Annotated in this window: 11 protein-coding genes and 1 pseudogene; 8 read left to right on the top strand and 4 right to left on the bottom strand. The window is 50.2% G+C overall.

Translation table 11 applies throughout. The annotated features are described in order from the left end of the window. Positions 1 to 2 precede the first annotated feature (2 nt). From E7746_RS02400 to E7746_RS02365, 8 genes and pseudogenes are all read left to right on the top strand, one after another. A complete protein-coding gene (locus tag E7746_RS02400; RefSeq protein ID WP_128707324.1) occupies positions 3 to 2,846 on the top strand; it encodes a TraG family conjugative transposon ATPase in 2,844 nt (947 codons plus the stop codon). Between the two features lie 23 nt (positions 2,847 to 2,869). Beyond that, positions 2,870 to 3,598, top strand: coding sequence for a hypothetical protein (locus E7746_RS02395; protein WP_128703031.1), 729 nt, complete (start codon positions 2,870 to 2,872; stop codon positions 3,596 to 3,598). Positions 3,599 to 3,602: 4 nt separating this feature from the next. Continuing rightward, positions 3,603 to 4,292 (top strand): hypothetical protein, encoded by a 690-nt coding sequence (locus tag E7746_RS02390; protein ID WP_128703029.1) that lies wholly within the window; start codon positions 3,603 to 3,605, stop codon positions 4,290 to 4,292. 13 nt (positions 4,293 to 4,305) lie between these two features. After that, a complete protein-coding gene (locus E7746_RS02385; protein ID WP_123477986.1) occupies positions 4,306 to 4,995 on the top strand; it encodes a DUF5045 domain-containing protein in 690 nt (229 codons plus the stop codon). A 51-nt stretch (positions 4,996 to 5,046) separates the two neighbouring features. Then, positions 5,047 to 6,174, top strand: a complete 1,128-nt coding sequence (locus tag E7746_RS02380; protein WP_136409720.1) for a hypothetical protein — start codon at positions 5,047 to 5,049, stop codon at positions 6,172 to 6,174. Positions 6,175 to 6,198: 24 nt separating this feature from the next. Continuing rightward, positions 6,199 to 6,450: pseudogene (locus E7746_RS02375) on the top strand (conjugative transposon protein TraK); the annotation flags it as partial. Between the two features lie 207 nt (positions 6,451 to 6,657). Beyond that, the gene (locus E7746_RS02370) at positions 6,658 to 7,782 is read left to right on the top strand and encodes a site-specific integrase (protein ID WP_128703028.1); all 1,125 of its coding nucleotides are present in this window, start codon (positions 6,658 to 6,660) and stop codon (positions 7,780 to 7,782) included. Positions 7,783 to 7,794: 12 nt separating this feature from the next. Then, positions 7,795 to 8,946: a site-specific integrase gene (locus E7746_RS02365; protein ID WP_128703026.1), complete on the top strand. Its 1,152-nt coding sequence runs from the start codon at positions 7,795 to 7,797 to the stop codon at positions 8,944 to 8,946. A 66-nt stretch (positions 8,947 to 9,012) separates the two neighbouring features. On the opposite strand, the gene E7746_RS02360 is transcribed toward E7746_RS02365, so the two are convergent. From E7746_RS02360 to E7746_RS02345, 4 genes are read right to left on the bottom strand one after another with little or no spacing between them, the layout of a single operon-like run. Further along, positions 9,013 to 9,759 (bottom strand): formylglycine-generating enzyme family protein, encoded by a 747-nt coding sequence (locus tag E7746_RS02360; protein ID WP_135472762.1) that lies wholly within the window; start codon positions 9,757 to 9,759, stop codon positions 9,013 to 9,015. A gap of 10 nt (positions 9,760 to 9,769) precedes the next feature. Further along, positions 9,770 to 10,597, bottom strand: coding sequence for a GLPGLI family protein (locus E7746_RS02355; RefSeq protein ID WP_135472763.1), 828 nt, complete (start codon positions 10,595 to 10,597; stop codon positions 9,770 to 9,772). Beyond that, complete coding sequence (locus E7746_RS02350; RefSeq protein WP_135472764.1) at positions 10,594 to 11,451, bottom strand: GLPGLI family protein; 858 nt, start codon at positions 11,449 to 11,451, stop codon at positions 10,594 to 10,596. Before E7746_RS02350 ends, E7746_RS02355 begins: the two co-directional genes overlap by 4 nt. Further along, the gene (locus tag E7746_RS02345; protein ID WP_168184278.1) at positions 11,448 to 13,976 is read right to left on the bottom strand and encodes a carboxypeptidase regulatory-like domain-containing protein; all 2,529 of its coding nucleotides are present in this window, start codon (positions 13,974 to 13,976) and stop codon (positions 11,448 to 11,450) included. The genes E7746_RS02350 and E7746_RS02345 overlap by 4 nt, the downstream gene beginning before the upstream one ends. Between the last annotated feature and the right edge of the window lie 25 nt (positions 13,977 to 14,001).

Genomic DNA, 14,001 nt, shown 5'->3' with positions numbered 1-14,001 from the left:
AGATGGCAAAAACGCATAAAAAAGTCTTTGACGGCATATTCGCCCAACTGGAGGAAACGGACGGCGACGTTGTGCTGTTCGACGCCAAGGGCTCCCCCTCGGTGATATTCTCAATGACTAATCCGGTGCCGCGCCTATGCACCGACCCGGAGCGTTATATGCTCTTTCAGGATGTCCTCGCAAACATAGTGCAGACCCTCGGCGAAGGGTACGCCCTTCAGAAGCAGGACATATTCTGCCGCCAGAGCTACCACCACGAGATACCCGACGGCGCGGAATACCTGACACGCAGCTATTTCGCATACTTCGATGGACGCGGGTACACCGAGATAAAGACATATCTCATAATAACGCAGGAAGCTCCCAAAGGGCAGTTCGTACAGTACGACCCCAAGCGGTGGCTCGACTTTCATTCCAAGGTGTCAAAGGTGGACGACATACTTTCCGAGAAAGGTATCCGGCACCGCAGGCTCTCCAAGCCGGAGGTCGCCGAGTACATACACCGCTTCATGGCCTTACACTTCAGGCACGGGGCTTTCTCCATGACCAATTTCAAGGCCTCCGACGAATATCTCAGGACAGGGAACCGCATAATCCGCTCGTATCCTCTGGTGGATATAGACGAGATAAACCTGCCGTCGGTGGTGAGGCCATATACCGAAACAAGCGTCAACGGCTACCCGATAGCCACCGACGTGCTGTCGTTTCTCGCTGAGGTGCCGCACGCCGACTGCGTGGTGTTCAACCAGGTGGTGCAGATACCGGGGCAGCGGAAACTGCTCCGCAAGCTCCAAGGTAAGGCGAAGCGTCACGGCTCGATGCCCGACCCCAGCAATAAAATCGCCAAGGCTGACATCGAGGAGGTGCTGAACATCCTGGCTGTGGATTCATCATTGCTTGTAAATACAAACTTCAACATCATAGTGAGCTGCGCCCCGGACAAGGTTACTCCCGTGACTTCGTACCTCGAAACCAAGCTCTACGAGTGCGGCATAATGCCGTCGCGCACGGCCTACAACCAGCTTGAGCTTTTCATCGACTCCTTTCCGGGCAACGCCTATGGCTTCAACCCCGACTACGACCTCTTCCTCACGTTATCGGACGCCGCCCTGTGCCTCTTTTTCAAGGAACACCTCAAAGGATGCGAGGACACGCCTCTCACCACCTATTACACCGACCGCCGGGGGCTACCGGTGTGCATCGACATAACCGGCAAGGAGGGCAAGTTAAAGATGACCGACAACGCCAACTTCTTCTGCATCGGGCCTTCGGGCAGCGGCAAGAGTTTCCACATGAACAGCGTCGTGCGTCAGTTGTTGGAACAGGACACGGACGTGGTGATGGTCGATACGGGCGATTCCTACGAGGGTATATGCGGCTATTTCGGAGGCACATATATAAGCTACTCAAAGGAGAAACCAATCTCGATGAACCCGTTTAAGGTGACGAGGGAGGAATACGACCTCAATTTCGGCGAGAAGAAAAACTTTCTCAAATCGCTTATATTCCTGATTTTCAAGGGTAGCGAAGCCCCGTCTAAAATTGAGGATATGCTTGTCAACCAGACCATCGTGGAATATTACGAGGCTTACTTCCACCCATTCGACTCATTCACTCCCGATGAGCGCGACGGCCTGAGGCAGAAGCTCCTTGTAGCTGCCAAAATGGAGAACGACTACGACAGGTACGCCGAAAAGATGGACGACATAGAGGAACAGATAAGCAGTCCGGAACCTCCGGCTCAGATAGAGAGCAAGGCCCTCGTGCTTCCCTCGGAGGAACGGAGGCTGAAACTGATACGCCAGTGCCGCGCCTTCCGCGCCGTGGTGCTTGACAGGGCATCTACCCCGGCAGAGAAAGAAAAGGCGGCCAACAAGATAGAGGTTTACAAGAAGGAACTCTATGAGGCATCAATGCTTGTGAAGATTGACAAACAGATCGACCATATCGAGGAACAGAAACGCAGGCTTAAAGTCAGAAGCCTGTCGTTCAACTCCTATTACGAGTTCGCCCTTGAACGCATACCGCAGATAACCTCTCTTGAAAAGATACATTTCGACATACGCGACTTCGCGGCGATACTCAAGCAGTTCTACCGTGGCGGCGAGCTGGAGATGACGCTTAACTCCGACATAGACGCAAACCTTTTCGACGAGCGTTTCATAGTCTTTGAAATCGACAAGATTAAGGATGACCCCGTTCTTTTCCCTATCGTGGTGCTCATAATAATGGACGTGTTTCTCCAGAAAATGCGTATCAAGAAAGGGCGCAAGGCTCTTATAATCGAAGAGGCGTGGAAAGCAATAGCCTCACCCACAATGGCCGAGTATATCAAGTTTCTCTACAAGACCGTCAGGAAATTTCACGGTATCGCCGGGGTTGTCACTCAAGAGCTTAACGATGTGATAGACTCCCCGATTGTCAAGGAGGCAATTATCAACAATTCTGACGTGAAGATACTGCTTGACCAGTCCAAGTTCAAGGACAGATACGACGACATAGCGGCCATTCTCGGACTGACCCCCATACAGAAGCAGCAGATATTCACCATCAACGCCCTCAACAACAAGGAGGGTCGCAACTACTTCAAGGAGGTGTGGATATGCCGGGGCCAGAACTCGGACGTGTTCGGTGTCGAGGAGCCGCCGGAATGTTACTGGGCCTATACGACAGAGCGATCCGAAAAAGAGGCCTTGAAAATCTATCTCGCCCACTACGGCACCATGCAGGAGGCAATCACCCGTATCGAGATAGACCGCAAGAAAACCGGAATCGCGAAATACCTCGATTTCGCCCGGAAAGTCAACCAACACCAAAAAGTAATGACGCTATGGGAAAATCAATGACAAACGGAAATTCACAATGCCTTATGCGCAATCTATTGGCTACGACGGCTATATTGTTGGCCGTTCATTCCGCCTCGGCATGGAAAGTGGTGATTGACCCTTACTGCCTAAAAGCGGTGACGACCAACCTCGCGACGCAAAAGGCGATAGAGGATCAGCACAACAAGAGGCTCGACTCCATATCATCCAAGCAGAACAAGCTGGAGCAGTACACCGTGAGCATGGCGACAATCACCGAGCTTTACAAGGTGACGATGGAGAACATATCCGGCTTCGGCACCGAGAGCAAATATTATGTGGAGATAGGGCTGTGCGCCTTCGATATTGTCAGGAGTGTGCCGGAATTGGTAAAGACCGTAGGAAAGGCCGATTTCGCGAATAAGGCCCTGTGCCTTAACGAACTCGGCAACCTCACGGCACAGACGCAGCAGCTTGTGGCCGACTTCATCAACATAGTCAACAACGGCAAGGTGAGGAACCCGCTCAAAGGAGCGGCCACCGCCGAAACCAAGTCCGACGGCTACAACTTCCTTGACCGCTACGACAGGCTGACGGTAGCCAACAAGATATATACCGACCTCCTGGAGATTCGCTACAAGGTGCAGGCTATGATGGCGATGGCGCAATATGCCACAAAGGATGACCTTCTTTTCGCGATAGACCCGGAGGGCTGGGCCAACATGAAGGTGATGCAGAATCAGGTCGGTATGCTCATTCTCAACTGGAACGGGCTTAATATAATTAAACAGTGATTATATGACAGCGCAAAAGTTCCCGGTCATTATACTGATTGCAATGCTTCTTCCCTTTAAGTCACTCGCCTTCGACTTCCCCAAAGACCTCCCGACATTCGAGGCCCTTATGGCACTCCACAAGGCGGTGAAGAAGGACGAGGATCAGGCCCTCGCCCGTATAGCCACCAGCTTCGGCGAGCAGTCACTTGTCACAAAGGGAGCGGAGAAGTTCAACGATGTTCGCTCGACGCTCGACACAAGGCTCAACAACGTATACTCATACGTCGTGCTTGCCGCCGCAATATCGTCCACCGCAAGCTCCCTTTATCTTCTTGCAAAGGAATACAAGGATTTTACCGCCAACACATACAAATATGTGTCGAAGAAGCCTTTTGTGGCATGGTACTATGCGGAGGCAAACGTGGCGATAACGAGGGAGATAAAGCACGCTCAAAAGCTATATGCCACGGTTGCCGCCTCCGGCATAAACCTTATGAAAGCCTCGATGGACGAGAAGCTGAACCTCGTGATGTCGCTGAAGGACACCATAGAGAACGCCCGGCGCATTATCGACAACGCCAACCTCTACTGCTACCTTGTGACCGACTGCGGCTGGAAGCCCGACTACATCTGGGAGATACTGACCTCGGATGTCAAGGACGAGATCGTGTCGGCGGTAATCGGCAGATGGAACAAAAGAACGCCACTTTAACAACAACGCATATATGAGATTCAGAATTTTCACGCTGGCGGCGGTGGCCGCCCTGATAGCCGTGGCACCTGCGGCGTGTCCGGCCAAGACAAAGAAAATACACGACGACCAGAAGGAGAAGCAATGGCTCTCGATGGAGAACGGCCCGTGGTGGTTCGCCCCCGACTGGTACTATTATTTCCTGCACAAGAATTATTCCGGAGCGGAGATGTACTGGAAATGGGCCGGCTTCAAATCCGGCTACCGGGTGAGGTTCAAGGAGGAGAAATCCAATGTCAAGCGTATAATGCCCGTGCGCGTCACGGCCGAGGAAACCCAGCGGCAGAAGCTCGCCAAGGTCGAGAAGGAACGCGCCCATGTCGAATCACTCTACAAGGAGGAGCTGGCACGCGAGGCTGACCGTGCGGTAGATGTCACCTATTCCATATACAAAGATGAGTTCAGCCGTATGCAGGACTGCATCGCCGACGGATTGCTCTACTGCCTAAACAAGAGCAAGGGTAAGATGAAGTACCAGGTTGACGAGCTTTCGAGGCAGAACGAGGTAATATGCGCCAACATAGCCTACATACATAAACAGGGGGTGGGATATGGATTGGAGAACGCGAAGCGTCAGCAGGCATACGAAGAGGCAAAGACCGCTATGGGCGAGCTTGTGAGCCGCACGGCGAGGCTTGCGGCGGTGGCTGCAACACATTACTGATGGCCGGAAATGATAATGACGATGAAACAATAATCCGATAAATACAAAATTATGACTTTACTTTCAATATTATGCACGATGGGGCTTCCGGCCATCGACGAGAGCCTTGACAGGCTTCTTGTGGCGATGGAGGCTTTTCCGAATGTGGCTATTCTCGGCAACACCATCGGCTTCGCCTGTGTCCTCGGCCTGCTTCTCGCGCTGTGCGTCGGCTCATACGAGTGCTGGATGATGATGCTCGGACGGCGCGGCATGGACGTGATGAAGCTGCTCAGGATAATAGGCATTTCCATGTGCATATCCTCTTCCTCATGGATATGCTCTGCCTTGCAGGTGCCGGGCAAGTCTTTGGAATCCACCACAAAGGCTATGGCTATGGCGAAAAACAGGGAAGTGGCGGCCCTGGAGCTGAAAGTGGCGCAGAAGCAGGGCGAATACCTTGAAAGGCTGCGTGCCGTACAGGATTCCATATCAACCGCCAAGCAGATAGCCGAAATCGGCGAGGACGCCAACTGGTGGGACAAGCTGATATACAATGTGGAGAATCTCGGAACAACAATCAACAACTACGCCCAGCGCGCGGCGGTGGCCGCCGAGACAAAGGTAAGCGAATGGATTAACGACGTGATACGATTTGTCGGGGAGCTGATTTTCCAGATGTCCTATTACGGCATACTCGTGGCGCAGAGGATATTCATAGCGATAATGATTGTGTTCTGTCCGATAATGTTCGCCCTGTCGCTGGCCCCGCCTTGGAACTCGGCGTGGAGCCAGTGGATGTCGAAGTTCCTCTCCCTGACACTGTGGGGGTTCGTGACCTATATGTGCCTTTACTATATCGACTTCATACTCATGTATAATCTCCAGGAGGATCTGGTGGCATACAACCACCTCCTGCACGGAACGGTCAACTCGTGGGAGCAGATAGGCGCGCTCGGCTTGCAGGGCATAGGCTCCAACTGTATGTACGCTATGGGTATGCTCGTGGGGGCGTATATAATCCGCTTCGTCCCGGAGGTGGCCTCATGGCTCATTCCCGGCGGCATAAGCAGCGGCGCGGCATCCCCGGCAGGGTCGGTGGCTATGGGAGCTGCCACTATGGCGGGTTCCGCAGCAGGCTCGGCTGTCGGCACCACCGTCGGCCTCGGTGTCAGAGGCGCGAAGGCACTTGTCAAATAACACTAACCGCAACACCTTATAAATATGCTTATCAAATCACTTGAACAGAAAACGCGGCTTGCGCTTATGACGGTCATGGCGACCGTCGCGGGCTGTGTCCTGATATGCGGATTCACCGTATGGCGGTGCGTGTCGCTTGTCAGCGAGGAGCGTCAGCAGATATACATCCTCGACGGCGACATACCCTTCCTTGCGGAGCGTGCGAAGCTGGAATCCAACTTCATAATGGAGGCGAAGGCTCATATCCAGCTCTTCCACCAAACTGTTTACATTCTCTACATAGTGTAATTTATAAGAATGAATTGGAGTATATGTATATTGATATACAATGCTATAAATAATATACGCATTGAGTTTGTGATTCCTTTATTCTCCGCGAGGAGGATAATTTTGTTACTTTAATTGCAACTTGTTTGTTACTTATGAAATTAATTCGTAATTTTGTATCTGTAAAATGACTAATAAGTAACAAATAACTGTCGCATGAATCTCTCCAAATCAAGAATCAACCTGAAATACAAGGATATAGACGGCGGTCGCAAGTCCATATACCTTGACTACTACAAGGACGGAAAGCGCGTCCGCGAGAGCCTGCGCCTGTATCTGTTACCCGAGACCAGCCGTAAGACCGCTGCCGGGAACAAGGCGGTTATGAGAAAGGCAGAAGATATCAGGCGTAGCCGCATTGAAGAACTGACAGCCGGAGAGAATGGCATCGAGATTGATGCTGCAATGCCAGACATTCCTCTTGCAAAGGTAATCAAGGATTATCATACTTTGATATTGGAGCGAGGGGATAAATCCACAGCGGGCAATATCATGGGGATGTATCGGGCGGTTGTGGCTTTTCGAGGCGAGAATGTCTTGTTGTCGTCTGTTGATGTGGAATATTGCGACGGTCTTGTGGATTTCCTGCGCAATGAGTACCACAGCGTCCACGGCAAACTCAAGATGACAACCGCGAGGGCGTACATCTATCTTTTCAGCGCGGCGTTAAATCTCGCCGTCGAGAACGGGCTGATGAGGCGCAATCCTCTTTTCTTTGTTAAAATCCATGACCGCATAACCCGTGAGCGGCCAAAGAAATTACATCTGTCGGTTGGCGAAATCAAGTTACTCATGGATACCCAGTGCCCTGTTATATCCCGTCCACAGGTGAAACAGGCTTATCTATTCTCCATTTTTACCGGGCTGACGGCTCTCGATATTGTCAACCTGAAATGGAAAGACATAAAGAACGATAACGACGGCAGGATGTCGGTCTGGTGTCAATCCCGAAAGATATTCATTCCCCTTTCGTCAAACGCCTTGCGCTGGCTTCCCGAAACATCGAACCATCGGGGGCTAATATTCAAAGGCTTGCCGAAAGATACCGAGATAAACAACATATTGAAACTGTGGCAGAACAAGTCCGGGATTGAGAAACGGCTCAACTTCACTCTGGCGCGAAACACATTCGCCTATCTTATATTATCCACCGGTGCTGATGTCGCCACATTCTGCTCACTCATGGGAATCGCATCGAAAAATGCCAAAGGCTATCTCGCCATGACCGAGCGCAAGATTGCCCCGATGGATGAAAAACTTAAAGCATTACAACTCGATTAAATCTCTCTGAATATGGCACGACCAAAGAAAACAGTCAAGGCGAAAGAGCCTGTAAGAATCCGCTTCAAGGAACTGAAGAACGGCAACAAGTCGATTTATCTTGACATATACCGCGACGGCAAACGCACATACGAGTTCCTGAAACTCTACATAGTCCCGGAGCTTGACCCTGCGAGCCGGGCGTTGAACGAACATAACCTTGCCCTTGCCAACAAGGTTAAGGCTGACCGCATTATTCAGCTTACCAACAACGAGAAAGGTGTCACCAACTCCATGCTCCACTCACGCATGAGGCTGCTTGACCTTATAGACCTCTACAAGAAATGGATTGATGACAACGGCAAGTCTATGGGGTCGTCGGCTTTCAGCGGACTGAAAAAGGCACTGATACAGTTCCGGGGTGACGGTGTGACCTTGAAACAGGCCGACAAGGACTACTGCATAGCGTTTACCCATTTCCTGCGCAATGATTATAAATCCCGCACGAAGAGACCGCTTGCAATCAACTCCATTGCTTCACTCACGGCTTCTCTAAGCGCGACATTCAACTGGGCTGTCCGAAACGACTATCTCAGGGAAAATCCCTTTGACCGTATATCGTCTAACGACCGCGTGTATCATGTCGAGAGCCAGCGCAACTATCTGGAGATTGACGAGCTGAAACGACTGATTGCCACCGACTGTCCGACACGCGAGCATGTGAAGCGGGCGTTCCTTTTCTCATGTTACTGCGGACTCCGCACAAGCGACATCCGCGCCTTGCGGTGGGGGCAGATTCACAAGGACGGCGAACAGTGGCGAGTGTCGGTAGTGATGAAGAAAACCGACACTCCGATTTATCTTCCCCTTTCGTCACAGGCAATGCGGTGGCTGCCGGAACGCGGCGATGCCTCCGATGATGACAAGGTTTTCAGCCTGCCGACCACAAGTCGTGTCAGCATAATACTCGGCAACTGGGCGAAAGCTGCCGGGGTGAAGAAGGAAATCACTTTTCATGTGAGCCGCCATACCTTCGCTACCCTCATGCTTACTCTTGATGTTGACCTATACACAACAAGCAAGCTGCTGGGCCACAAGAATATTGCCACAACGCAGATATACGCGAAAATCATCGACCAGAAGAAAGACGATGCCGTCAACCGCGTGGACGAAATTTTCAAGTGATAAATAGAAAAAGACAACCCCGACATCACTGCTGGGGTTGCCTGTCGTTGTCTTTTTCAGCTGTATTCATTCTGCCAATCTAAAACCGATATACGGAGATTTGAAATTCGGATTGCTTACAAACCGACAACCGGGGTTGTTATAATCCGGAATGACATTCCAACTACCTCCACGGAATATCTTTCCTATGTCTGACTTCTTAGCTCCATGGGGATTCCTTTGGTTTTTCTCTGAATAATTTCCGTACCAGTCCTGCACCCATTCAGACACATTTCCGCCCATATCATATATACCAAGTTCGTTTGGCATTTTTGTACCAACTGGATGCGGCTGCATCCATGAATTGTAGGAACTCCATGCCGTAGAGTCTGGATTATCACTACCGATAAAAGAATATCCGGCGGTCTTATTTCCACCTCTTGCAGCAAACTCCCATTCGGCTTCCGTTGGCAGACGATATTTTTTTCCTGTCAGCTTGTTGAGTTTCTTTATGAACACCTGTATGTCATACCATGAGATGTTTTCTACCGGTAATTTATCTCCTTTGGAAATGCTCGGATTATCACCCATAAAGGCTTCCCACAATTCTTGTGTCACTTCATATTTACCTATACGGAAATCGGACAATATTACCTCATGTTTAGGGGTCTCATACAGGTGTTCAGCCTCGCTTTCATCAAGCCCCATTGTGAAAGTGCCACCTTCCACATCAACCATTTCAATTTCCGGAATGACTGTCAGCTCTTTTGCGCTGACGGCAATTGAAAAGACTATTGCAAGTATAGCAGGCATTATCAGAGAAAATAATCTCATAGCAATCAAATTAACGATAATCCGTTTCTATAAAATCTCCGCCCTTTGATTCCTTTGACAAAGTTTCCGGTAAGATTTCCACTTTAATTCCCTTGGCGTTAAGATGCCCCATGGGATTGTCGCGCATGGCTCTCATAGCCCGTAATATTGCCTTTCGGTCTCGTTTCTCATACGTGTCGGCTCCATATATTCCGTTTATTATCTTGTCGGATCTCTCAATCCCATCAGCGACATAACCATACCTACCTTCGCCAGTTCTTGCCTCAAGTATCAGGCCGGGGAGTCCATGGAATTTCCATGGTCCATCCTGAATAGGGATCTCGGGGGTGAACCATGCAGTCCAATGACGGCCATGATAATCAGTTTCAGCCTGTATGCACTCGTAATCGAGTATGGTCTTGGTGCTGTCACCGATTTCCCAAACCATTTCCGAGAAGGGTTCCGTGTAATATACAGGCTCGTCAGTGCCGATCACATCATAGACAGTGATAGTGGAATCGGCCGCTGACTTCACGACATATAAAGTCTCCTTTTTGCGTGGCAGTTTGGTCACGTCTATCGCGCCCTGCGCTATCATGGCCTGAAACGCTGCCTCCTGCGTCTTTTTGAAGTTGGCAAGTCCTTCGGGGGTTGATGTCAGCGAATCTATCTCTTCGGAACGTGGATTAAAAAATTTTGACTGCCCTGCATTTGCAAGAAGATGATATTTGTTGCCTCTTTCCACACCGTTCTCATAGAAAGAGATTTCTGAATAACTGACTTCAATGACAGCCTTCTGTTGCGCGCTCACGGCTATCGCCACAAAACACACGATGATTGATGTAAGTATCTTTTTCATTTCATTTTGTAGTCAGGTTCGATGTTGTGTTTAAGGCCGTCATATTTAGGGGTCTCGATTTTGTTGCCTTGGTCGTCGGTGGAGTATATTTTCACATTCTGACCTTGGGCATTCATAATGCTCTCTTCATTATTGGCAAAATATTCGGCATTTTTCAGAGCTTCCTTGCGGTCAACCTTCGAATAATCGCCTTGCATATACATAGGTGTCATAATGCGGTCGGTACGTTCAAGTCCCGTAGCTACAAACGAGAAGCCACCATTGGCTTCGGCTTTAAGGATTAGACCGGGCAGTCCGTGAAGTTTCCACGGACCGAATGGCATCGGCAGTTCCGTTGCAAACCATGCTTTCCAATGGCGGCCATGATAATCGCTTTCAGCCATGATACATTCGTAACCGAGGACTGTTGCGGTAGAATCTTCCACTATTGTCCATTGCATTTCGGAAAGCGGCTCGGTGTAATATCCGTTATCTTCACCAAATTTATTGTAATGCGTCAGACAGTCCTGTGCGAGGTCAGTGAAAACATAGCTGTTAGTAGGTTTGGTTGGACCTTTTCTCATGTCAAACGAGACTGAACCGTCAGGCTCGACAGTCATACACGCCTTTTTGATTATCTCCATGTATTGAGCCTTCCCCTCCGGTGTCGATTTCAACGAATCCACCCAAAGGCTTAGGTCGTTGAAATACTTAGCTTCCGTTGTAGAAGCCAAAAGCGACATTTTGCCGGTGTTGATTTTACCGAATTTGTTGGGGAACGATGAATCATAGCTGACAATGATTTCAGCTTTGTTCTGTGCCATTGCAGATATAGCCACTAAGCACATGAAGATTGAGGTGAGTAGTTTGTTCATTTTCTGAGAGATATTGAGATTAACAGCTCGCGGCCTCGGAGCCAGCGTTGGCTCTCGAAGGAGGTGAGCTGATTGTATGTTGTGTAGTTGTATGTGCGCTGATTGAAGATGTTGCTCAACGAGGCGGACAGCTCAAGTCGCTTGTTGAGCTTGAAGATCACCTTGGTGTCGAGAAGGAACACGTTTTTGAACTGATCAGCAGTCAGTTCGTTGCGGTAGTGTTCGCCGCTTATGTGCCATTCCCATTTGCGGTGGGGCATGATGTTGAGCAGAAGCTCGTTCTCCATATTTCCGAGCCACGAGGCATTTGTGCCGTTCATGGACATACGGCTCGATGCCCACTCGAAACGGTAGTCGAAACTGAACCAGCGCAGCGGCGCTCCGTTGATTTTTGCGCCTACCGACCACGAAGTGCCGACCGAGTTGACATTGGTATTCTCTGAAATCAGATGCGATTCATTGCGGCTGAACGAACCGTTGATGTTTGCGCTACCTCGCATGAAGTCAAGTGTCTTGCCTATGTTGCCGCTTGCCATCAGCATCTGTCCGTCGCTTTCGGCATCGGTGTAGGAATAAACCACATAGTCGCCATAAAGCTGCTGTGCCAAAGTGTAGGGTCTGTGACTCCATGACTGCATCACCATAGCGTTTGCGAATATTCCGCGACGGGTGTGTTTGTAGGATAGTCTGCCGGATACCCGTTGGGAGGACGAATTATAGAAGTCATCGATACCTCGACGGAACGAGCGGTAGTTTGTCATCACATATCCGGGCTGAATCATGTTGAGATCCATCGGCGAACGTCCGGTGCCACCGCTCACGCTCATCTCAAAGCGGTTATTGGGTTTCCAGTTCATGCTCAATGACGGCGAGAAATAAACCTCGCTACGGTTGGCAAGAGCCTTGTCAAAGGTATAATGGGCAAAGCTGACGGGAGCATTTAGAGTGAAGTTGACACGTCTAACCCAATACTCGAATTTCGGGGTAGCATAAACCGTGAAATAGTTTGTGTTCAGCACATTCGTTGTCTCGCCCGGTATTTCCTCCGGCATGTCCAGTAACTCTGACCTCATAGTTCTGACATATCCTTTGACACCTCCTTCAAGACTGATTGTGATACACTTGACGGAGAAAGCGTATGCGGCACTCTCGTTGGTATAGAAAGCATGGTCTTTGACATGCTGACGCATAAATCCGTCATTTATCGACACGGAAAGCGTCTGCGGCAGTGACTCCCATTCGTTTTTGCTTATGAAAGTGACGAGGTGCTTGCCGTTGAATCTCTTTATAAGCTTGAAATCATTGCCGACATAGTAGTCGGGAAGCGATGCCGTCTGGTTGTTGGACAGTGAACCGGTGACGCCCAGGCGCACATCATCCCAGTCGATATTGGTTTTCAGGGTGTTGTTGATGAATGCAGTCTTCTGGTTCAGTTCATAGATAAATTTGCCCGACAGCGAGTGTGAGCGGTCAACGCCGTTGCGGTCTTCAGTAACGACACGGTTGCCATCGTTGAGAAAGTAGGTCGTTACGTTTGCCGCCTCTGCCGTGATACGGTTGAATGAGTAGTCAATCTGTGTCTTGAACTCTCCGCGTCCGAGTTTCCAAAGGGCATTGGTCGAAACAAGTGCCGAGCGATTGAACAGTGTGCGTTTACGGCTGAGATTAGGTACTCCGGGGAGCGACACACCGACATATCGGCTCAGGTCAGTTCCACGGCGGGAAGCGAAAAAGTCCGTGGCCTGTGCCGACAGGTCTTCGCCGATGTTGTTGGTCTTGAATGTGGTTATGTTCTGAAAATTTGGCATCACCGCCATAGCGAACAGTTCACCATCCCATATCGCACCGTCGGGCTGCCATGAGTAGCCGCCTCCGGCATCGCCGTGGAAACTCCACGTTGCCTTTGCCTTGTTTTTCAGTTTGAGGTTGATAGCCGCCTTGTCTGAGAAAGATATGCCCGACAGCACCTGCATCGGCTGATGGTTCTCCATCACCTCGACCGCGCCCACATCCTCATGGCTTATGCCGTTTGTTGCTATGCCGTATTTGCCGCCGAGGAGGTCGGAGCCTTCGATATAGAATTTGTTGATGTCCTCTCCCTGGTACTGTATCTTGCCGGATTGCTCCACGTTGATTCCCGGCATACGTTTGAGCACATCACCGATTGAGCGGTCCTGCTGCTGGGCGAAGCTTCCTACATTATATGTGATAGTATCACCCTGCTCATGTATGCGGTCAGCCTTGACCGTAACCTCTTTAAGCAGTGTAGTTCCCGGTTCAAGCTGAACGGTTATCGGAAAAGAAACGCTATCGAGCGGTATCGATTGCTTGGCGAAGCTCATCATCGACACCTCCAACCGACAACCGGCAACCGACGGCAACGACATAGCAAAGCCACCATCGCCTTTCGACGTGGCATATTTCTTTATCTTGCCATCCGCGCCCTTTACTATGACAGACGCCCCGGTCAATGGCTCATTGCTATCCTTGTCAACCACAGTACCCGACACATTGACCTGCGCCACGGCTATTGCTGTAACAAATAGACAA

It is taken from the genome of Muribaculum gordoncarteri, from assembly GCF_004803695.1.
GTDB lineage: Bacteria > Bacteroidota > Bacteroidia > Bacteroidales > Muribaculaceae > Muribaculum > Muribaculum gordoncarteri.
This window is presented reverse-complemented; position numbering and strand designations above follow the sequence as displayed.

Bases quoted from the DNA above. Each gene is read 5' to 3' on its own strand.
- E7746_RS02355 (WP_135472763.1), bottom strand. From the start codon at position 10,597: ATGAAAAAGATACTTACATCAATCATCGTGTGTTTTGTGGCGATAGCC.
- E7746_RS02370 (WP_128703028.1), top strand. From the start codon at position 6,658: ATGAATCTCTCCAAATCAAGAATCAACCTGAAATACAAGGATATAGAC.
- E7746_RS02365 (WP_128703026.1), top strand. From the start codon at position 7,795: ATGGCACGACCAAAGAAAACAGTCAAGGCGAAAGAGCCTGTAAGAATC.
- E7746_RS02380 (WP_136409720.1), top strand. From the start codon at position 5,047: ATGACTTTACTTTCAATATTATGCACGATGGGGCTTCCGGCCATCGAC.
- E7746_RS02350 (WP_135472764.1), bottom strand. From the start codon at position 11,451: ATGAACAAACTACTCACCTCAATCTTCATGTGCTTAGTGGCTATATCT.
- E7746_RS02390 (WP_128703029.1), top strand. From the start codon at position 3,603: ATGACAGCGCAAAAGTTCCCGGTCATTATACTGATTGCAATGCTTCTT.
- E7746_RS02400 (WP_128707324.1), top strand. From the start codon at position 3: ATGGCAAAAACGCATAAAAAAGTCTTTGACGGCATATTCGCCCAACTG.
- E7746_RS02360 (WP_135472762.1), bottom strand. From the start codon at position 9,759: ATGAGATTATTTTCTCTGATAATGCCTGCTATACTTGCAATAGTCTTT.
- E7746_RS02385 (WP_123477986.1), top strand. From the start codon at position 4,306: ATGAGATTCAGAATTTTCACGCTGGCGGCGGTGGCCGCCCTGATAGCC.
- E7746_RS02395 (WP_128703031.1), top strand. From the start codon at position 2,870: ATGCGCAATCTATTGGCTACGACGGCTATATTGTTGGCCGTTCATTCC.